Source organism: Lentzea sp. NPDC060358 (assembly GCF_042725365.1).
Lineage (GTDB): Bacteria > Actinomycetota > Actinomycetes > Mycobacteriales > Pseudonocardiaceae > Lentzea.
The window spans coordinates 121,923-139,699 of record NZ_JBHXCW010000001.1 but is presented as its reverse complement, the minus strand read 5'-3'; the positions used below and the strand labels follow the sequence as shown (position 1 = coordinate 139,699).

Below are 17,777 nucleotides of genomic sequence, written 5' to 3'. Positions count from 1 at the left end.
CGTGGTGGCGAGCGGTGTGAGGTCGGCGGGACGGGCGGGGTCGCCCTCGACGAGACCGGCCTCGCGCAGCTTGCGCAGCGCGGTGCCGGCGTCCTTCGGCTTGAGCCCGGCGGAGGCGGCGATGTCGGCGAGCGTTCCCGCTCCGAGGACGACGGCGGCGTAGGCCCGCAGCCTTGCCGGTTCGGCCAGCGCGCGCACAACGGATTCCGGGGTGGTCATGCCCCCGAACCTAGCGCCGCCGTCCACCTCATTAGCCGGTCACTTCGAGGGCGCGCCCTGCCAGTCGCTCATCTGCCGACCAGGTTGTCGGTCATGACGTCGCCGAGGTAGCCGGCGAGATCGGGCTCGGCGGGCTCGAGCACGTGCCGCACCCACGCGCGGCGCTCGTGCTCCAGCGGCGGCAGCTCCCACACGCAGCCGATGAGGTCCTTGGGGATGACGCTGAAGTGCGTGAGGTCGGGGTCGGTCGAGCCGAGGAACGGCTGGTCGCCGGAGACGGCGGTGCGGCAGTGCAGGACGTTGTCCCAGACCCAGTTGTAGGCGTTGAGGTACATGCCCGCGGCACTGCGGTGCAGCACGGTGACCGTGGCCGGCGGGGTGGGGTCCTCGAAGTCCGGGTAGAGCGTCGGCAGGAACGCGTGGGCGGCGGCGCGGACGTCGTCGGTGATCTCGAGCCCCGGGGTGACGACCTCGTAGCGCTTGACGTGCCTGCCCGCGACGACCAGCGGTTCCCCGACCGTCATCTGCTTCTCGTGGAAAGCCATGGCTCGAACGTATGAGCTATCACTGACAACCTGTGTCAGTGGTGTGTGCCAGTGTGAGCGCGTGCGTGCGAGCCGCCTGGTGTCCCTGATCCTCCTGCTGCAGACCAAGGGCAGGCTGACGGCGCACGCCCTGGCCTCCGAGCTGGAGGTGTCGGTCCGCACGATCTACCGGGACGTGGAGTCGTTGCACGCCGCCGGTGTCCCCCTCTACGGCGACGCGGGCCCGCAGGGCGGTTACCAGTTGCTCGACGGGTACCGCACGAGGCTGACGGGCCTGACCGAGCAGGAGGCGGAGTCGCTGTTCCTGGCCGGGCTGCCGGGTCCCGCGGCGGAGCTGGGCCTCGGGGAGGCGGTGTCGGCGGCGCAGCTCAAGCTGATGGCGGCGCTGCCGTCGGCGATGCGCGACCGGGCCGCGCGCACGGCGCAGCGGTTCCACCTCGACGCGCCGTCGTGGTACTCCGACCCGGAGCGTTCGCCGTTCCTGGGGCTGGTGGCGGACGCGGTGTGGCGGGAGCGGCTGCTGGAGGTGGGCTACCGGCGGTGGCAGGCGCCGGAGGAGGTGACGCGGGTGCTCAAGCCGCTCGGCCTGGTGCTCAAGGCGGGGCGCTGGTACCTGGTGGCGCAGGGCCGTGCGCGGATCTCCACCTACCGGGTCGCGCAGATCCAGGCGGCCCGCGTGCTGGAGGAGTCGTTCGCGCGGCCGGAGGGCTTCGACCTGGCGGCGCACTGGGCGGCGTCGCTGGAGGACTTCCAGTCGCGGCAGTACACGGGCGAGGCGGTCGTGCGGGTGTCGCCGCGCGGCTGGGAGTCGTTCGCCTCGCACGTGCTGCCTGCGGTGGCGCGCGCGGCGCAGCGGTCCGCTGTGGACGACGGCGGGTGGGTGCGGGTGACGATCCCGATCGAGTCGGTCGGCCACGCGGCGGGCATGTTGCTGCGCATGGGCGGCGAGGTCGAGGTGCTCGCGCCGGACGAGCTGCGCGCGCACGTCGCCTCCGCGGTGCGGCAGCTGGCGTCGATCTACCTGAGCTGAGCGAGCTGCCGGTCGTGCCACCGCGCCAGGGTCAGCTGTGCGGCGATCGCGCCGAGCAGCGCCATGAACATGTCCCACTGGGTGTCCCAGACGTCGCCCTGGGTGCCGAGGAAGTCCTCGGCCGCCGACCCGCCGATCACCGCCGACGCCCACTCCAGCAGTTCGTAGGTCGCGCTGAAAGCCAGGCACACGCTCACCACGAGCGTGAACAGCCACCCGCCGGGGCGCAGCGGGGTGCGGCGCAGCAGCAGTTCGCGGGCGAGCACGGCCGGCACGAAGCCCTGCACGAAGTGGCCGAACCGGTCGTAGTGGTTGCGCGCCAGGTCGAACCAGTCCTGCACCCAGAACCCCACCGGCACGCGGGCGTAGGTGTAGTGGCCGCCGAGGACCAGCACCAGCGCGTGCAGGAACAGCAACCGGTACAGCAGCGGTGTGAGCCGGAACCGGCGGCGGGTCGCGATGAGCAGTGCCACGCCGATCACGACCGGTCCCACTTCGAGGTACCACGTCGTGCGGTCGTGGGGGCCGATGCCGGACACGACCAGCGCGACGGCGGTCAGGGCGAGCAGCACCAGCGGTTCGATCGCGGACCGCGTCTGGGAAGTCACGCGTCGAGAGTGCCCGACCGCAGCAGCGCGCGGGCGCGTCGTGCGGCGATCTCCATCAGCGCGGTGAGGTCCGCGGCGTCGAACCCCGGCGGCGGCTCCACCGCGAGCACCACAGGTGTGGTGGTAGGGAGTGCCGGACGGGCAGGCAGCTGACCTGCGGGTTCGACGGAAACCACCACAGGTGTTCTGGTTCCGACGGGTCCGGCGACGCGGTCCTTGAGCGCGCCGAGGAGGGCCTGTTCGGGTTTTCCCTTGAGCAGCAGGAGCACGAACGGGTCGGCGTCGAGCAACCAGCCCACCTGGAACGCCAGCGCGGCGGCGTGGCGGCACGGCAGTTCCCAGCCGTCGCAGTCGCAGTCGGGTTCGAGGTCGCCGATGCCGGGCAGCAGGTCCACACCGGACTCCTCCGCGGCGGCGACGAGGTCGCGCGGCACGTCGTTGTCCAGCAAGGCGGCGATGTGGGCGGCGTTCTCGGCGACGCGGTCGAGGAACCGTCCCCAGTGGACCTCGGTCAGCACGGGGACGACGACGGTGGTGTTGTGGACGGTGCCGTCGTCGTGGACCTGGGCGTGCAGCCGGCCGGGGCTGACGGTGATCGGGCCGACGACGCCGGCGTGGGCGTAGCGGCGGCCCAGGCGCACCGTCTTGGTGTCCAGGGCGGTGTCCTCGAGGGCCTTGACCCAGGCCTTGCCCCACCAGGTGGTGGCGACGCGGCGCTTGACCCTGGGGAACGCGGCGAACCCGCGTGCGGTCATCAGGAGCTCCTGAGCTGGACGAGGTCGGCGAGCTCGGCGTCGGTGAGTTCGGTGAGCGCGCCGTCCCCGCCGTGCAGGACGGCGTCGGCGAGGTCGCGCTTGTCCTGCAGCAACGCGGCGACGCGCTCCTCGACGGTGCCTTCGGTGACGAGCTTGTGGACCTGCACGGGCCGGGTCTGGCCGATGCGGTGGGCGCGGTCGGTGGCCTGGTCCTCGACGGCGGGGTTCCACCACCGGTCGAAGTGGACGACGTGGTCGGCGCGGGTGAGGTTGAGGCCGGTGCCGGCGGCCTTGAGCGAGAGCAGGAAGACCGGGGCGCGGCCCTGCTGGAAGTCGTCGACCATCCGTTCGCGCTGTGCAACGGGGGTGCCGCCGTGCAGGAACAGCGTCGGGTGCGTGATGTGCTGTTCCAGCAGTCTCGCCATGGCGACGTACTGGGTGAAGACCAGCACCGCCCCGTCCTCGGCGACGATGGTGCCGAGCAGTTCGTCGAGGAGCTCGAGCTTGCCGGAGGTGCCCTGCAGGCGGTCGTGGCCGAGGTAGTGCGACGGGTGGTTGCAGATCTGCTTGAGCCCGGTGAGCAGTTTCAGCACGAGGCCGCGCCGGGCCATGCCGTCGCTCGCGGCGATCTGGTCGAGGGTTTCTCTCGTGAGCGCCTCGTACAGCGCGGCCTGGTCGGTGGTGAGCGAGACGGGCAGGTCGGTCTCGGTCTTGGCGGGCAGTTCGGGGGCGACGCCGGGGTCGGACTTGCGGCGGCGCAGCAGGAACGGCCGCACGACCCTGGTGAGGGTGTCGTCGGGGGCGGGCCAGCGGGTGCGGAACGCGCGGTGGGTGCCGAGCAGGCCCGGTGTCGTCCAGTCCAGGATGGACCACAGCTCCGACAACGAGTTCTCCACCGGCGTGCCGGAGAGCGCGACCCGTGCGGCGGCGGGGATGGAGCGCAGTGCCTTGGCGGTGCCGGAATGCGGGTTCTTGACGTGCTGGGCCTCGTCGGCGACGACCATGTCCCAGTCGTGCTGCCGCAGCGCGTCGGCGTCCAGGCGCATGGTGCCGTAGGTCGTGAGGACGATGCCGGAGCGGGCGAGCGTCCGGTGTGGACCGTGGTAGCGGCTGACCGGTGTGCCGGGGGCGAAGCGGCGGATCTCGCGTTCCCAGTTGCCCAGCAGCGAGGCCGGGCAGACCACCAGCGTGGGGTGTGCGCGGGCGCGGTGCAGGTGCAGGGCGATGAGGGTGATGGTCTTGCCCAGGCCCATGTCGTCGGCGAGGCAGGCGCCCAGGCCGAGGCCGGTCATGTGGGCGAGCCAGCGCAGTCCGTGCAGCTGGTAGTCGCGCAGCCGCGCGCGCAGTGCCGGGGGCTGCGGGAGGTCGGGGACGGTGGTGATGGCGGTGGCGAGGCCGTGCGGGACGACGTCGACGGGGTCGCCGTCGACGAGGGCGGTGCCGGTGAGGGCGGCGGTGACGGCCTGCACGGCGGTGAGGGGTTCGAGCTTGCTGCGCACTCGCGCGCGCAGCGCGGGGTCGACGAGCACCCACTGGTCGCGCAGCCGGATCACCGGGCGGCTGGCCTCGGCGACGAGGTCCATCTCGGCCTCGGTCAGGGTCTGGTCGCCGAGGGCGAGCTGCCAGCGGAACGCGAGCAGGTCGCCCGCGTGGAAGCGGCCGGTGTGCTCGCCGATGGCGGCTTTCGCCGACAGCGTGGTGGTGAGGTCGCGGGGCCAGTGGACCTCGATGCCGGTGCCGAGCAGTTCGGCGACCTCGGCGTCGGTGAGGTCGGCCCGGTCGAGCAGGCGTTGCAGCGGGGGCCAGTCGATGCGGCCGAGGGCGCGGATGGCGTCGAGCTCGCGGCCGGAGCCGCGCACGTCGCGCGGGTAGGGGTCGGTGACGGCGCGGACCTGGACGATCCCGCGGAACCGCTGGTCCTCGGTGGTCTCGATGCGCAGCGAGAGGGTGACCTGCTCGTCGGCCCACGCGGCGAGTTCGGGGACGTCGTGAACCCCGGTGCCCGCGAACGGGACGTCGCCGCCGCCGCGGGGCAGCGTGTCGGCGACGGCGTCGAGGAACCCGCGCAGCTCGTCGTAGTCGCCGTGGGCGGCCAGGCGGCGCAGGTGCAGTTCGTCGGCGTGGTCGAGCGGCCCGACGCGCCAGGTGTCGTGGCCGGCGGGCGTCACGCCGGGCACGATCCGGCCGCGAGCGACGAGGGTCAGCGCGGTGGCGGCGGCGACACCCCAGTAGTCGTCGTGGCGCAGTACGCCGGGAAGGGCTTCGAGCAGGGGTTTTCCGTGGAGCTGGCCGAGACGGGGAGGGTCGGCGGGCGTGAACACACCATGTACCGTACAGCATACGGTAGGGTCGGCTCGTGATCGAACACACGGGCAGCGGTGACCCGGCGCGGACGCTGGCGCTGCTGTGGCGCACGCGGGAGCGGACCAGCCGCAAGGGCAAACCGGACCTGAGCGTGGACCGCATCGTGGCGGCGGGCATCGCGCTGGCCGACGCCGACGGGCTCAAGGCGCTGTCGATGCGGCGCGTGGCCGAGTCGCTGGGCGTGGGGACGATGTCGCTCTACACCTACGTGCCGGGCAAGGGCGAGCTGGTCGACGTCATGGTCGACACCGTGCAGGCCGCGACCGGCCGCCACCCGTCAGACGGGTGGCGCGCGCACCTGGCGTACGTGGCGCGGGAGAACCTGGCGCTGCACCGCCGGCACCCGTGGCTGCTGCAGGTGGCGCCGTCGCGGACGGTGCTGGGCCCGCAGGTGGCGGCGAAGTACGACTTCGAGCTGCGGGGCCTGGAGGGCATCGGCCTGTCGGACGTGGAGATGGACTCGGTGCTGAACCTGGTGCTCGGGCACGTGCAGAGCTCGGCGCGGGGCCTGACCGCGGCGGCGGTGACCGAGCAGGAGACCGGGCTGACCGACCAGCAGTGGTGGGACGCGGCGGCGCCGGTGCTGATGACGGTGTTCGACCCCGCCCGCTACCCGGTGGCCGCACGGGTCGGCGGCGCGGTCGGCCAGGCGCACCAGAGCGCGTTCAGCCCGGAGCACTCGTTCGAGTTCGGGCTGGAGATGATCCTCGACGGCGTCGCACGCCTGGTGGACGCACGCCGCTAGGGCCTGTCCCGTGGTTACACCTGCGTGACACCGCGCGGGAAGCGCGAGCAGACCGCACGTGCCGGTGTCCGGGTGCCTACAGTTACGCCACGCCGATCAACCTGCCCGTGGGAGGCCCGCTCGTGGTGATCGACTCGCAGCCCCGGCGGGCGCTGGTGCGCCGGGTCACCGGCCTGGCGCGGTCGACGCCGGGGCGGCTGAGCCTGATCGCCGTGGTGCTGGTCGTGGCGAGCTTCGCGAGCGGCTGGCTCTCGACCTGGAGCGTAGACCGGCAGGAACGGGCCCTGCAGGACCTCGCGACCCGGTCCGAACCGCTCGCGCACGCCGCCCAGGAGGTGTACCGGGCGTTGCAGGACGCCGACGCGACGGCGGCCAGCGCGTTCCTGTCCGGCGGGCTGGAACCGCCGCAGCTGCGGGAGCGCTACGAGGCCGACATCGCGCAGGCGCAGGCGGCGCTGTCGGTGGCGACGGCCTCCTCCCCCGAGCTCACCACGACCCTCGCGGCGCAGCTGCCGGTCTACACGGGCCTGATCGAGACGGCCCGGTCGAACAACCGGCAGGGCTTCCCGGTGGGCGCGGCCTACCTGCGGGAGGCCTCGGGGCTGATGCGCACGCAGCTGCTGCCCTCGGCGCAGGAGCTGTACCGGGCGGAGACCGACCGGGTGGGCAAGGCGCAGGACGAGGCGAACTTCCCGGTCGTGCCGGTGGGGGTGGCGCTGGCGTTCGTGGTCGCGCTGGTGCTGACCCAGCAGTACCTGACCCGCAGGACGAACCGGCTGCTCAACGTCGGCCTGCTGGTCGCCACGGGCGCGGCGGTGCTGTCGCTGCTGTGGGTGACGACGGTGTCGGTGCTGGTCATGAAGGACGTGGCGGACTCGCGCACGGCGTCGGCGAAGGCCGACGTGCTCGCCCAGGCCCGGATCGCGACCCTCACCGCGCGCGGCGAGGAGACGCTGACGCTGGTGGCGCGCGGGTCGGGCCAGAGCTACGAGAAGAACTTCGTCGAGGTGTCGGGACGCCTGGAGGGGCTGCTGGACCAGGCGAAACGGCTGCAGAGCACCGGGGCGCTCGACTCGGCCACCACCCACTTCCGGCAGTGGCAGGAGGTGCACCAGCGCATCCGGCAGGCCGACGACGCGGGCCAGTACACCGAGGCGGTGGCGTTGATCGGCGACCCGTCCTTCGACGAGCTCGACCAGGACCTGGTGCGGGCGATCGGCGAGGCACGGCAGGGCTTCAGCGACGAGGTGGCGGTGGCACGGGCATCGCTGGCGGGCACGGTGGTGGGGGTGCTGGTGCTGGCGGTGATCGGCGCCGCGGGGGCGGCGATGGGGCTGTGGCAGCGGCTGAAGGAGTACCGATGAGGCGACTGGCCCTGGCGGCTGTGCTGCTGCTCGGCGCGTGTTCGGCGGGACCGCCGCCCAGCGAGGTCGTGCCGCGCGGTGCCGCGGACCCGCAGCCGGCGGGCGCGAGCACGGTGACGGCCCCGCCGAGCAGCCGGCCCGACCCCGCGCCGTCGTGCGACGCGACGGCGAGCCTGCGGCCGGGCCCGCTGCCCCCGGCCGCGCAGATGCCGGCCGGGTCGACGATGGAGCGGATCCTGCAGCGCGGCCGGTTGATCGCCGGGGTGGACCAGAACTCGTACCTGATGGGGTTCCGCAACTCGTTCACCGGCGAGATCGAGGGCTTCGACGTCGACGTGGCCCGGCAGATCGCGAAAGCGGTGTTCGGGGACGAGAAGAAGGTGCAGTTCAAGGTCGTCACCTCCGCCGAGCGGATCCCGATGCTCAAGAGCGGTGCCGTGGACGTCGTGGTGCGCACGATGACCATCACCTGCGACCGGCTCGAGGAGGTCGACTTCTCGCAGGTCTACTACCAGGCCGGGCAGCGGGTGCTGGTGCGCCGCAACTCCGGCATCGGCGGCGTGGACGGGCTCGCCGACAAACGGGTGTGCGCGGCGGCCGGGTCGACGTCGCTGGGCGCCGTGGCGAGCAGGGCGAAGACGGCGGTGAGCGTGCCGAACTGGACCGACTGCCTGGTGATGCTGCAGCAGGGGCAGGTGGACGCGATCTCCACCGACGACACGCTGCTGGCGGGGCTGGCGGCGCAGGACCCGTACACCGAGGTGGTGGGGTCGCGGTTCACCGACGAGTCCTACGGGGTGGGGATCCCGAAGGGGCAGCAGGACTTGGTCCGGTTCGTCAACGGCGTGCTGGAGCGGATGCGCGCGGACGGGACGTGGCGCGGGATCTACGACCGGTGGCTGAGCCGGCTGGGTCCGGCACCGACGCCGCCCGCCGGTCGTTATCGGGACTAGGGGGTCGAGATGACAGACGAGGTGGAGCTGCCCGAAACGGGGCCGTCGACCGCGCCCGGCACCGCTCCGGGCACGGCGCCGTGGTCGGCGTCGCAGGACGCCTCCCGCGGGTCGGCGCGGTCGAGCTCGGGGCGGGTGCGGCGGGGCAGCGCCCGGTCGACCAGCCGCGGCCGGCTGGGCGCGGGGCTGGTGGAGGTGCCGCGGGTGCCCTACCGGGACCCGGCGACGGCGGTGCTCGCGAACCCGGAGGTGCCGGAGGCGAAGCGGTTCTGCTCCAAGTGCGGCAAGAAGGTCGGGCGGGCCAAGGACGGCAAGCCCGGCCGGGTGGAGGGGTTCTGCCCGCAGTGCGGGCACGCGTACTCGTTCACGCCGAAGCTCGCGCCCGGTGAGGTGCTGCACGACCAGTACGAGGTGCTGGGGTGTCTCGCGCACGGCGGCCTGGGGTGGCTGTACCTGGCGCTCGACCACGCGGTGAGCGACCGGTGGGTGGTGCTCAAGGGCCTGCTCGACTCCGGTGACGCCGACGCGATGGCGGCGGCGCTGGCGGAGCGCCGGTTCCTCGCCGAGGTCGAGCACCCTAACATCGTGAAGATCCACAACTTCATCCGCCACGAGAACGCCGCGAGCGGCAAGCTCGTCGAGTACATCGTGATGGAGTACGTCGGCGGCGAGTCGATCAAGGACATGATCACGCACCGGCGCCGGGAGGGCCGCGGGGACGAGGCGCTGCCGCTGGCGCAGGCCATCGCCTACGTGCTGGAGATCCTGCCCGCGGTCGGCTACCTGCACGGCGTGGGGCTGCTGTACTGCGACTTCAAACCGGACAACATGATCCACACCGAGGAGCAGCTCAAGCTGATCGACCTGGGCGCGGTGCGGCGCATCGACGACCACCACTCCCCCATCTACGGCACGGTGGGCTACCAGGCGCCGGAGATCGGCACGATCGGGCCGTCGGTGTTCTCCGACATCTACACGGTCGGGCGGGCGCTGGCGGTGATGAGCTTCCCGTTCGACTTCCGCGGCACGGGCAAGGACCGGTTGCCCAGCGCGCAGGAGGAGCCGCTGCTGGCCCGGTACTCCTCGTTCCACCGGTTGCTGCTGCGTGCCACCCACCCGAACCCGGAGCTGCGGTTCGGCAGCGCCGAGGACATGGCCGAGCAGCTCACGGGTGTGCTGCGGGAGGCGCTGGCGTTGCAGGACGGGGTGCCGCGGCCGGGCCCGTCGCGGCAGTTCACGCCGGAACGCCGCCGCTTCGGCGTGGAGGGCTCGCTGGACCTGCCCGAGGTGGCGCTGGCGTTGCCCGCGCCGAGCGTGAGCACCTCGGACGCGGCCGCGTCGTGGCTCGCGACGGCGACGGCGTCGGACCCGGCGGGCCTGCGCAAGGCGCCCGAGGTCACCGTCGAGGTGCGGCTGCGGATCGTGCGGGTGCTGATCGAGTCCGGCGACACGGCCGGGGCGGTGCGGGAGCTGGAGGCGCTGACGGCGCCGTCGATGTTCGACGAGCCGGAGCTCGACCCCGCGGAGGACTGGCGCCCGGACTGGTACCGGGGGCTCGCGGCGCTGGTGGACGACCGGCCGGGGGACGCGCTGGGGTTCTTCGACGCGGTGTGCTCGGCGGTGCCGGGCGAGGCGGCGCCGAAGCTCGCGCTGGGCGCGTGCGCGGAGGCCACCGGGGACGCGAAGGCGGCGGCCGAGTGGTACGAGCTGGTGTGGCGCACGGACCACGCGTACGTGTCGGCGGCGTTCGGGCTGGCGCGGGTGCTGCTCGCGTGCGGTGACCGTGCGCGAGCGGTCGAGGTGCTGCTGTCGGTCCCGGACACGTCTTCGCAACACTTGCCGGCGCAGATCGCGGCGGTGCGCGCCCAGCTCGGCGACTGCGGTGCGGAGGAGCTCGTCGCGGCCGGGGAACGGTTGCGGGACTTGGACATCGACGTCGCGTCGCACACGCAGCTGTCGGCGGAGGTGCTGGAGGCGGCGTTCGACTACGTGACCCGCAATCAGGCCGCCGAGGGCAGGGTGCTGGACTGTGCACTCTCCGAACACGAGCTTCGGCTGGGTCTCGAGCGCCGCTACCGCACGCTCGCCCGGTTCGCTGCCACGCCGGAGGAACGGATCGCATTGGTGGACCGCGCGAACGCGGTAAGGCCTAGGACGTTGGTTTGATGGACACCCTGAAGTGCCCGGAATGCTTCGCGCCCGTAGCGCCGGAAGACCGGTTCTGCGAGGCGTGCGGGCGCAACCTGCTGGTCCGCCGCACGCCGCTGGGCGGGCCGACCGGTCCCGCGCAGGCATCGTGCATCCTGTGCGGCTCGCCCGACATCGACGACGAGGACTACTGCACCCAGTGCGGCCGTCACCAGCCTTCGGCGCGTGATCGCGTCGAGTACGCGCTGGGCGCGGTCTCCGGGGTGTCGGACCGGGGCAAGCGCCGGGCCCGCAACGAGGACTCGATGGCGTTCGGCACGGTCGCGGGCAAGGGCGTCGCGGCGGTGGTGTGCGACGGCGTGGCCTCCTCGGAGCGGGCCGAGCAGGCCTCCCAGGCGGCCTCGGACGCCGCGGTGGACGTGCTGATCAACGCGCTGATCGACGCCGCCGACCCGGAGCAGGCGATGGTCGACGCGGTCGCCGCGGCGTGCTTCGCGGTCGAGCAGCTCGTCGAGGCCGAGCCGGTGGAGGTGGGCGGCCGCGGGGTGGCCCCGTCGTGCACGTTCGTGTCGGCGCTGGTCACCGAGGACGCGGCGACGATCGGCTGGGTGGGCGACAGCCGCGCCTACTGGTTGTCGGCGGAGGGCTCCAAGCAGCTCACCACGGACGACACGTGGGCGGCGCAGCTGGTCGCGGAGGGGGTGCTGACCGAGGAGCAGGCCCGCACGGACCGCCGCGCGCACGTGCTGTCGCGGTGGATCGGCGCGGACGCGGGGCCGGTGGTGCCGCAGGTCGTGATGCTGCCGCTGACCTCGGCGGGGACGTTCCTGCTGTGCTCGGACGGGCTGCACAACTACCGGCCGGAGCCGGAGGACCTCGAGCCGCTGCTGGGGTCGGGGCCGGAGGAGTACGTGAAGGTGGCGCTGGAGGCAGGCGGCCACGACAACATCACCGTGGTGCTGGTGCCGTTCGCGCCGGCGGACTGATTTCCCGGGGAGACGACGAGAGTGAGTGCTGTGCTCGGAACGACCGTGGACGTGACCACCTCCGACGGCGTCGCGGACGCCTACCTGGCGCACCCGGACGGCGACGGCCCGTTCCCCGCGGTGTTGTTCTACATGGACGCGTTCGGCCTGCGGCCGCACCTGCGGAAGATGGCCGACCGGCTGGCGTCGGAGGGCTACCTGGTGCTGGTGCCCAACGTGTTCTACCGGGCCGGTCGCGCTCCGGTGGTGGAGCTGCCGGAATTCATCGACCCGGCGGCACGGCCGGGGCTGTTCGAGCAGATCATGCCGATGCTGCGGGAGCTGACGCCGCCGCGGCTGATGAGCGACGCGCAGACCTACCTGCGGTGGCTCGCGGACTCGCCGCTGACCGTGGACGGCCCGGTGGGCATCACCGGCTACTGCATGGGCGCGGGCCTGGCGCTGCGCACGGCGGGCACCTACCCGGACCGGGTGGCCGCGGCCGCGGGCTTCCACGGCGCCCACCTGGCCTCCGAGGCCGACGACAGCCCGCACCTACTGGCCGGCAGCGTCACCGCGGAGCTGTACTTCGCCCACGCCGACGAGGACTCCGCGATGCCGCCGGAGCAGGTCGAGCGCCTGGAGAAGGCGCTGAGCGAGGCGGGCGTGCGGCACCGGTGCGAGGTGTACGCGGGCGCGCACCACGGCTACACGCAGGCCGACACGGCCGCGTACCACGCCGAGGCGGCGGAGCGGCACTGGACGGAGCTGCTGGCCCTGTTCGGGCGGACGCTCGCACGCTGACGGGCTGCGATGCGCAGGGCGGTGTTGATCGCGGTGGCGGTGGTTGTCACCATCGTCGCCGTGGTCTTCGCCTTCCAACGCAAGTTCGTGTACTTCCCCTCCCCCGGCCCGCTGCCCTCCGCGGACGAGGTGATGCCCGGCGGCCGGGACGTCCGGCTGGTCACCGCGGACGGCCTGCTGCTCGACGGCTGGCACTTCGAGCTGCCGGACGCGCTCGCGACGGTGGTCGTGTTCCCCGGCAACGCGGGCAACCGCGAGGGCCGGGTGCCGCTGGCGCGGCAGCTCACCGCGCGCGGGCTGTCGGTGCTGCTGTTCGACTACCGCGGCTACGGCGGCAACCCGGGCAAGCCGTCGGAGGAGGGCCTGGCCTGGGACGCGCGGGCGGCGCTGGACCTGATCGACGGGCCGGTGGTGTTCTTCGGCGAGTCGCTGGGCGCGGCGGTGGCGGCGGAGCTCGCGACGCACCGGGCGCCGAAGGGACTGGTGCTGCGGTCGCCGTTCACGTCGCTGGCGGCGGTGGGCTCGCACCACTACCCGTGGCTGCCGGTGCGGGCGTTGCTGCAGGACAGGTACCCGGTGCTGGAGCACGTGGCGGCGGTGGACGTGCCGGCGGTGGTGCTGCTGGGCGCGCAGGACTCGGTGGTGCCGCCCGCGCAGAGCCGCGAGGTGGCCACGGCGGCGCGGGCCAAGCTCGTGGAGATCGCCGGCGCCGACCACAACGACGAGGTGCTCACCTCGGGCTCGCAGGTGGTCGACGCGATCGTGTCGGTCAGCTAGGAGCGATCTCGCCGGAGCCGCGGCGCACCAGGGCGGCGGGCACGACGGCGTGCACGGGCGGTGAGGTGTCGCCGTCGATGCGGGCGAAGATGAGCTCGGCGGCCTTGCGGCCGATGCCGGGCACGTCCTGGCGCACGACGGTGACACCGGGGTCGAGCAGGTCGGCGAGCGGGAAGTCGTCGAAGCCGATCACCGCGACCCGCCGGTGCAGCTCCCGGGCCCGCAGCGCGCGCATGGCGCCGACGGTGACGAGGTTCTGGGCGGTGAACAGCGCCGTGGGCGGCCTGGCTGCGTCGAGCAGTTCACCGGTGGCGTCGGTGGCGGGGCCGGCACCGTGCAGGTCGGTGCGCACGAGTTCCTCGCGCAGGGTGAGCCCGGCGCGGGCGAGGCCTTCGAGGTAGCCGGTGTAGCGCTCCTGGCTGGTCCACAGGGTGCGGCGGTCGCCGAGGAACGCGATGTCGCGGTGCCCGAGGTCCGCGAGGCGCAGGACGGCGTCGCGGGAGCTGGCGCGGTTGGTGGTGGTGACGCAGTCGGTGCCGCCGAAGGTGGGGGGCCGGTCGACGAGCACCATGGGGGTGCCGCGTTCGCGTTCCCGCTGCAGCGCGTCCTGGTGGCCGCCGGCGGCCATGACGACGACGCCGTCGACGCGCCGCGCGGACAGCGAGTCGAGCAGTTCGCGTTGCAGCCGGTGGTCGTCCTCGTTGCTGCCGGCCAGGACGAGGACGCCGCTGTGGCGGGCGCGGTCCTCGACGGCGCGCAGCAGGGCGGAGTCGAACGGGTTGGACAGGTCCTCGAACAGCACGCCTATGGTGGCGCTGCGGCGGTCGGCGCGGCGCAGGCTGCTGGCGGTGAGGTCAGGCCGGTAACCGAGGGTGCGGGCGGCGGCGCGGACGCGGCCGGCGACCTCGGCCCCGGCGCCGGGCAGCCCGTTGACGACGCGGGACACGGTCTTGGTGCTGACCTTCGCCAACGCCGCCACGTCGCGCATCGTGGGTTCGCGTCTGCGTTGATCCATCCCGTGCTCACCGCCTGTGACGATCCTTGCGTCAACGATGACGCAACGGTATACCCGACTGGTTACTCGTAGCTGCTCTCCCACTACATCAGGTGAGCACGACGGGAGAGCCGGTTACGTCAACGATGACGTAGGAGTGGTCATGCGCAGAACGGTCGGGGTTTTCAGCGCAGCGGCAGTGCTCGTGGCGGTCACCGCGTGCGGGAGCGGTGGCGGCTCCTCCGGCGGCTCGACGCTGGTGGGACTGGTCACGAAGACGGACACGAACCCGTTCTTCGTGAAGATGAAGGAGGGCGCGCAGCAGGCGGCCCCGCCTGCGGGGGCGACGGTGCAGTCGTTCGCGGGCAAGCAGGACGGCGACAACCAGACGCAGGTCGACGCGGTCGAGAACCTGATCGCCTCGGGCGCGAAGGGCATCCTGATCACGCCGAGCGACTCGAAGGCGATCGTGCCGTCGGTGGACAAGGCCCGCGCCGCCGGCCTGCTGGTCATCGCCCTCGACACGCCCCTGGAACCGGCGGACGCCGCGGACGCGACGTTCGCGACCGACAACTACAAGGCCGGTCTGCTGATCGGGCAGTGGGCGAAGGCGAAGTTCGCGAAGGAGGGCCGGCAGGCCAAGATCGCGCTGCTGGACCTCAACCCGAACCAGGTGTCGGTGGACGTGCAGCGCGACCAGGGGTTCCTGGAGGGCTTCGGCGTCGACGTGAAGGACCGCAATCGCATTGGCGACGAGTCCGATCCGCGGATCGTGGGCCACGACGTCACCAACGGCGACCCGGCCGGGGGCCGCACGGCGATGGAGAACCTGCTGCAGAAGGACCCCGGCATCACCCTCGTCTACACGATCAACGAGCCCGCGGCGGCGGGCGCGTACGAGGCGTTGAAGGCGGCGGGCAAGGACAAGGACGTCGTGATCGTGTCGGTCGACGGCGGCTGTCCGGGTGTGAACAACGTCAAGGCCGGCGTGATCGGCGCGACGTCGCAGCAGTACCCGCTGAAGATGGCGCAGCTGGGGGTGGAGGCGGTGGCGAAGTTCGCGAAGGACGGGTCGAAGCCGCAGAACACCGACACCGGCGTCACGCTGATCACCGACCAGCCCGCGGACGGCGTGGAGTCGAAGGACTCGGCGTTCGGCCTGCAGAACTGCTGGGGCTGAGCCGGTGACCGCGGTGGTGGAGGAACGGGACCGCTCGCCGCTGGCGCGGGTGCAGCACGTGCTGCACGCGCAGGCGACGATCGGCCCGGCGGTGGTGCTGCTGGTCGCGGTGGTGGTGTTCGCGCTGCTGTCGGACCGGTTCCTGACCCCGGGCAACATCTCGCTTGTCCTGCAGCAGGTGGCGGTGGTGGGAACGCTCGCGGTGGGGCAGACGATCGTGATCCTGACGGCGGGCATCGACCTGTCGTGCGGGGCGGTCATGGTGCTGACCTCGATCATGATGGCGAAGGTCGCGTCGTCGACGGGCCTGCCGGGGCTGCCCGCGTTGCTGCTGGGCTTCGCGGTCGGCACGCTGTGCGGGCTGCTCAACGGGCTGCTGGTGACGCGGCTGAAGCTGCCGCCGTTCATCGTCACCCTGGGCACGCTCAACGTGTTCTTCGCGGTGAACCTCTGGTACTCCGGCAGCGCCACGATCCGCGGCACGGAGATGCCGTCGTTGCTGCTGTGGACCGGGCAGACGGTCACCGTCGGCGGCACGCGCATCACCTACGGCTCGATCATGCTGGTGGTGCTCGTGGCGGTGATGGCGTTCGTGCTGAAGAACACCGCGTGGGGCCGGCACGTCTACGCCACCGGTGACGACGTGGAGGCGGCCCGGCTCTCCGGTATCCGCACGGCGCGGGTGCTGGTCAGCGTGTACGCGACGGCGGGGCTGATCTACGCGCTGGCGGCGTGGACGCTGATCGGCCGGATCGCCTCGGCGAGCCCGCAGGCGGGGCAGACCGACAACCTGGACTCGATCACCGCGGTGGTGATCGGCGGGACGTCGCTGTTCGGCGGCCGCGGCGCGATCGTGGGGTCGCTGCTGGGCGCGCTGATCGTCGGCGTGTTCCGCAACGGCCTGGCGCTGGCCGGGGTGGACGTGCTGTGGCAGACGATGGCCGTCGGCGTGCTGATCATCGTGGCGGTGTCGCTGGACCAGTGGATCAGGAAGGTCAAGCCATGACCACACCGGTGCTGCAGGCGTCCGGCCTGGTCAAGCGCTACGGCAGGGTGACGGCGCTGGCGGGCGCGGACCTGGAGCTGCTGCCCGGCGAGATCCTCGCGGTGATCGGCGACAACGGCGCGGGCAAGTCGTCGCTGATCAAGGCCCTCGCGGGGGCGGTGGTGCCGGACGAGGGCGAGATCCTCGTCGACGGCTCCCCCGTGTCGTTCTCGACCCCGCTGGACGCGCGGAGGGCGGGCATCGAGACGGTGCACCAGTCGCTGGCGGTGTCGCCGTCGCTGGACATCGCCGCGAACCTGTTCCTGGGCCGCGAACGCCGCCGCCCCGGCGTGCTCGGCTCGGTGTTCCGGATGCTCGACCGGCAGGGCATGCGGGAGGAGGCGCGCCGCCAGCTCGACGCGCTGGGGATCATGACGATCCAGAACCCCGGCCAGGCCGTGGAGACCCTGTCGGGCGGCCAGCGCCAAGCCGTGGCGGTGGCCAGGGCGGCGGCGTTCGGCAGCCGCGTCGTGATCATGGACGAACCCACGGCCGCGCTGGGGGTGCGGGAGTCCCGCGCGGTGCTGGACCTGGTCCTGCAGGTGCGGGACCGGGGCCTGCCGGTGATCCTGATCAGCCACAACATGCCGCACGTGTTCGAGGTGGCCGACCGCATCCACATCCAGCGCCTCGGGCGCCGCAAGGCGGTGGTGGACCCGAAGTCGGTGTCGATGTCGGACGCGGTGGCGATCATGACCGGCGCGATGGAACCACCGGAGTAGCCGGTGCGCGGCCTCGCCTCACCTGGCGAGGTCGCGGATCACCGATTCCAGCGGCGCGAGGACGTTGCGGGAGGCGAGCAGGTGCTCGGACGCGAGCACCTTGTCCCGTCCGAGGCATCTCCAGAACTGGCCCTCGACCGGCACCTGCAGCACCTCGAGCTCGAAGACGGGCCGGTGCCCCAGTTCCTGTTCGAGGTCGGCGACGAGTTCCTGGACGGAGGCGGAGAACTCGCGCCGCACCTCGTCGCGGCGTTCGGTGCTGTCCGCCGAGGAGAAGTCGGCCCACCGCCCGTAGGCCCGCCGCAGCCCGTCCCACTGGTCCTCCGGGATGCCGGCCGGTTCGGCGGCGTCGCCGCCCCACCAGCGGTCCCAGTCCCGCGCGAGCCCGGGCGGGCCGGCGATGGTCATGCGCGGCACCGGTGGCACCAGGCGCGGGATCGCGTCGGCGGTCGGGGTGCTGATGCCCAGCGCGTCCCGCACGAACAGGGCGAACGTGCCGCCGTCACCGCTTCGGACCACCCACGACGTGGAATCCCCCGGGAACTTCATGCTCCACGGT

18 protein-coding genes are annotated in these 17,777 nt (G+C 72.6%); 11 read left to right on the top strand and 7 right to left on the bottom strand.

The genetic code is table 11. The features are described 5' to 3' along the window. A partial coding sequence (locus ACFWGZ_RS00615) for a winged helix-turn-helix domain-containing protein (protein ID WP_382449306.1) occupies window positions 1-219 on the bottom strand: 219 nt, incomplete at its 3' end. Window positions 220-287: 68 nt separating this feature from the next. Beyond that, window positions 288-764 carry a hypothetical protein gene (locus ACFWGZ_RS00610; RefSeq protein WP_382449305.1) on the bottom strand — a complete coding sequence of 159 codons (477 nt, stop codon included), beginning with the start codon at window positions 762-764 and terminating at the stop codon, window positions 288-290. Window positions 765-825: 61 nt separating this feature from the next. On the opposite strand from ACFWGZ_RS00610, the gene ACFWGZ_RS00605 reads away from it, so the two are divergent. Then, complete coding sequence (locus ACFWGZ_RS00605; protein ID WP_382449304.1) at window positions 826-1,794, top strand: helix-turn-helix transcriptional regulator; 969 nt, start codon at window positions 826-828, stop codon at window positions 1,792-1,794. Here ACFWGZ_RS00605 and ACFWGZ_RS00600 read toward each other — a convergent pair. The 3 genes from ACFWGZ_RS00600 to ACFWGZ_RS00590 are packed head-to-tail and all read right to left on the bottom strand — an operon-like array spanning window position 1,782 to window position 5,478. Next, on the bottom strand, window positions 1,782-2,402 hold the full coding sequence (locus ACFWGZ_RS00600; RefSeq protein ID WP_382449303.1) for a DUF2238 domain-containing protein: 621 nt from the start codon (window positions 2,400-2,402) through the stop codon (window positions 1,782-1,784). The two genes, ACFWGZ_RS00605 and ACFWGZ_RS00600, sit on opposite strands and share 13 nt — an antisense overlap. Beyond that, entirely contained in the window at window positions 2,399-3,157 is a 759-nt protein-coding gene (locus ACFWGZ_RS00595) for an SWIM zinc finger family protein (RefSeq protein ID WP_382449302.1), read from the bottom strand. Before ACFWGZ_RS00595 ends, ACFWGZ_RS00600 begins: the two co-directional genes overlap by 4 nt. Then, window positions 3,157-5,478, bottom strand: a complete 2,322-nt coding sequence (locus tag ACFWGZ_RS00590) for a DEAD/DEAH box helicase (RefSeq protein WP_382449301.1) — start codon at window positions 5,476-5,478, stop codon at window positions 3,157-3,159. Before ACFWGZ_RS00590 ends, ACFWGZ_RS00595 begins: the two co-directional genes overlap by 1 nt. Before the next feature lie 35 nt (window positions 5,479-5,513). Here ACFWGZ_RS00590 and ACFWGZ_RS00585 point away from each other — a divergent pair, with 35 nt between their 5' ends. From ACFWGZ_RS00585 to ACFWGZ_RS00555, 7 genes are all read left to right on the top strand, one after another. Further along, window positions 5,514-6,266, top strand: coding sequence for a TetR/AcrR family transcriptional regulator (locus tag ACFWGZ_RS00585; RefSeq protein ID WP_382449300.1), 753 nt, complete (start codon window positions 5,514-5,516; stop codon window positions 6,264-6,266). Between the two features lie 107 nt (window positions 6,267-6,373). Next, a complete protein-coding gene (locus tag ACFWGZ_RS00580; RefSeq protein WP_382449299.1) occupies window positions 6,374-7,630 on the top strand; it encodes a hypothetical protein in 1,257 nt (418 codons plus the stop codon). Continuing rightward, window positions 7,627-8,583: a transporter substrate-binding domain-containing protein gene (locus ACFWGZ_RS00575; protein WP_382449298.1), complete on the top strand. Its 957-nt coding sequence runs from the start codon at window positions 7,627-7,629 to the stop codon at window positions 8,581-8,583. The genes ACFWGZ_RS00580 and ACFWGZ_RS00575 overlap by 4 nt, the downstream gene beginning before the upstream one ends. Before the next feature lie 9 nt (window positions 8,584-8,592). Beyond that, window positions 8,593-10,749 carry a tetratricopeptide repeat protein gene (locus ACFWGZ_RS00570; protein ID WP_382449297.1) on the top strand — a complete coding sequence of 719 codons (2,157 nt, stop codon included), beginning with the start codon at window positions 8,593-8,595 and terminating at the stop codon, window positions 10,747-10,749. Next, on the top strand, window positions 10,749-11,717 hold the full coding sequence (locus ACFWGZ_RS00565; protein WP_382449296.1) for a PP2C family serine/threonine-protein phosphatase: 969 nt from the start codon (window positions 10,749-10,751) through the stop codon (window positions 11,715-11,717). Before ACFWGZ_RS00570 ends, ACFWGZ_RS00565 begins: the two co-directional genes overlap by 1 nt. 30 nt (window positions 11,718-11,747) lie before the next feature. Further along, entirely contained in the window at window positions 11,748-12,500 is a 753-nt protein-coding gene (locus ACFWGZ_RS00560; protein WP_382449295.1) for a dienelactone hydrolase family protein, read from the top strand. 9 nt (window positions 12,501-12,509) lie between these two features. Continuing rightward, entirely contained in the window at window positions 12,510-13,277 is a 768-nt protein-coding gene (locus ACFWGZ_RS00555; RefSeq protein WP_382449294.1) for an alpha/beta hydrolase, read from the top strand. Here ACFWGZ_RS00555 and ACFWGZ_RS00550 read toward each other — a convergent pair. Beyond that, window positions 13,270-14,292, bottom strand: coding sequence for a LacI family DNA-binding transcriptional regulator (locus tag ACFWGZ_RS00550; RefSeq protein WP_382449293.1), 1,023 nt, complete (start codon window positions 14,290-14,292; stop codon window positions 13,270-13,272). The genes ACFWGZ_RS00555 and ACFWGZ_RS00550 overlap by 8 nt on opposite strands. Before the next feature lie 142 nt (window positions 14,293-14,434). Between ACFWGZ_RS00550 and ACFWGZ_RS00545 the strand changes: the two genes are divergently transcribed. The 3 genes from ACFWGZ_RS00545 to ACFWGZ_RS00535 are packed head-to-tail and all read left to right on the top strand — an operon-like array spanning window position 14,435 to window position 17,218. Beyond that, the gene (locus tag ACFWGZ_RS00545; protein ID WP_382449292.1) at window positions 14,435-15,451 is read left to right on the top strand and encodes a sugar ABC transporter substrate-binding protein; all 1,017 of its coding nucleotides are present in this window, start codon (window positions 14,435-14,437) and stop codon (window positions 15,449-15,451) included. 4 nt (window positions 15,452-15,455) lie between these two features. Then, window positions 15,456-16,457: an ABC transporter permease gene (locus ACFWGZ_RS00540; protein WP_382449291.1), complete on the top strand. Its 1,002-nt coding sequence runs from the start codon at window positions 15,456-15,458 to the stop codon at window positions 16,455-16,457. Continuing rightward, complete coding sequence (locus tag ACFWGZ_RS00535; protein WP_382449290.1) at window positions 16,454-17,218, top strand: ATP-binding cassette domain-containing protein; 765 nt, start codon at window positions 16,454-16,456, stop codon at window positions 17,216-17,218. The genes ACFWGZ_RS00540 and ACFWGZ_RS00535 overlap by 4 nt, the downstream gene beginning before the upstream one ends. A gap of 18 nt (window positions 17,219-17,236) precedes the next feature. On the opposite strand, the gene ACFWGZ_RS00530 is transcribed toward ACFWGZ_RS00535, so the two are convergent. Further along, window positions 17,237-17,767, bottom strand: a complete 531-nt coding sequence (locus ACFWGZ_RS00530; RefSeq protein ID WP_382449289.1) for a hypothetical protein — start codon at window positions 17,765-17,767, stop codon at window positions 17,237-17,239. Between the last annotated feature and the right edge of the window lie 10 nt (window positions 17,768-17,777).

What these genes read in the sequence shown, in the direction of transcription:
- ACFWGZ_RS00610 (WP_382449305.1), bottom strand. Translation starts at nt 764, where the DNA reads ATGGCTTTCCACGAGAAGCAGATGACGGTCGGGGAACCGCTGGTCGTC.
- ACFWGZ_RS00595 (WP_382449302.1), bottom strand. Translation starts at nt 3,157, where the DNA reads ATGACCGCACGCGGGTTCGCCGCGTTCCCCAGGGTCAAGCGCCGCGTC.
- ACFWGZ_RS00575 (WP_382449298.1), top strand. Translation starts at nt 7,627, where the DNA reads ATGAGGCGACTGGCCCTGGCGGCTGTGCTGCTGCTCGGCGCGTGTTCG.
- ACFWGZ_RS00570 (WP_382449297.1), top strand. Translation starts at nt 8,593, where the DNA reads ATGACAGACGAGGTGGAGCTGCCCGAAACGGGGCCGTCGACCGCGCCC.
- ACFWGZ_RS00565 (WP_382449296.1), top strand. Translation starts at nt 10,749, where the DNA reads ATGGACACCCTGAAGTGCCCGGAATGCTTCGCGCCCGTAGCGCCGGAA.
- ACFWGZ_RS00555 (WP_382449294.1), top strand. Translation starts at nt 12,510, where the DNA reads ATGCGCAGGGCGGTGTTGATCGCGGTGGCGGTGGTTGTCACCATCGTC.
- ACFWGZ_RS00550 (WP_382449293.1), bottom strand. Translation starts at nt 14,292, where the DNA reads ATGGATCAACGCAGACGCGAACCCACGATGCGCGACGTGGCGGCGTTG.
- ACFWGZ_RS00545 (WP_382449292.1), top strand. Translation starts at nt 14,435, where the DNA reads ATGCGCAGAACGGTCGGGGTTTTCAGCGCAGCGGCAGTGCTCGTGGCG.
- ACFWGZ_RS00535 (WP_382449290.1), top strand. Translation starts at nt 16,454, where the DNA reads ATGACCACACCGGTGCTGCAGGCGTCCGGCCTGGTCAAGCGCTACGGC.
- ACFWGZ_RS00530 (WP_382449289.1), bottom strand. Translation starts at nt 17,767, where the DNA reads ATGAAGTTCCCGGGGGATTCCACGTCGTGGGTGGTCCGAAGCGGTGAC.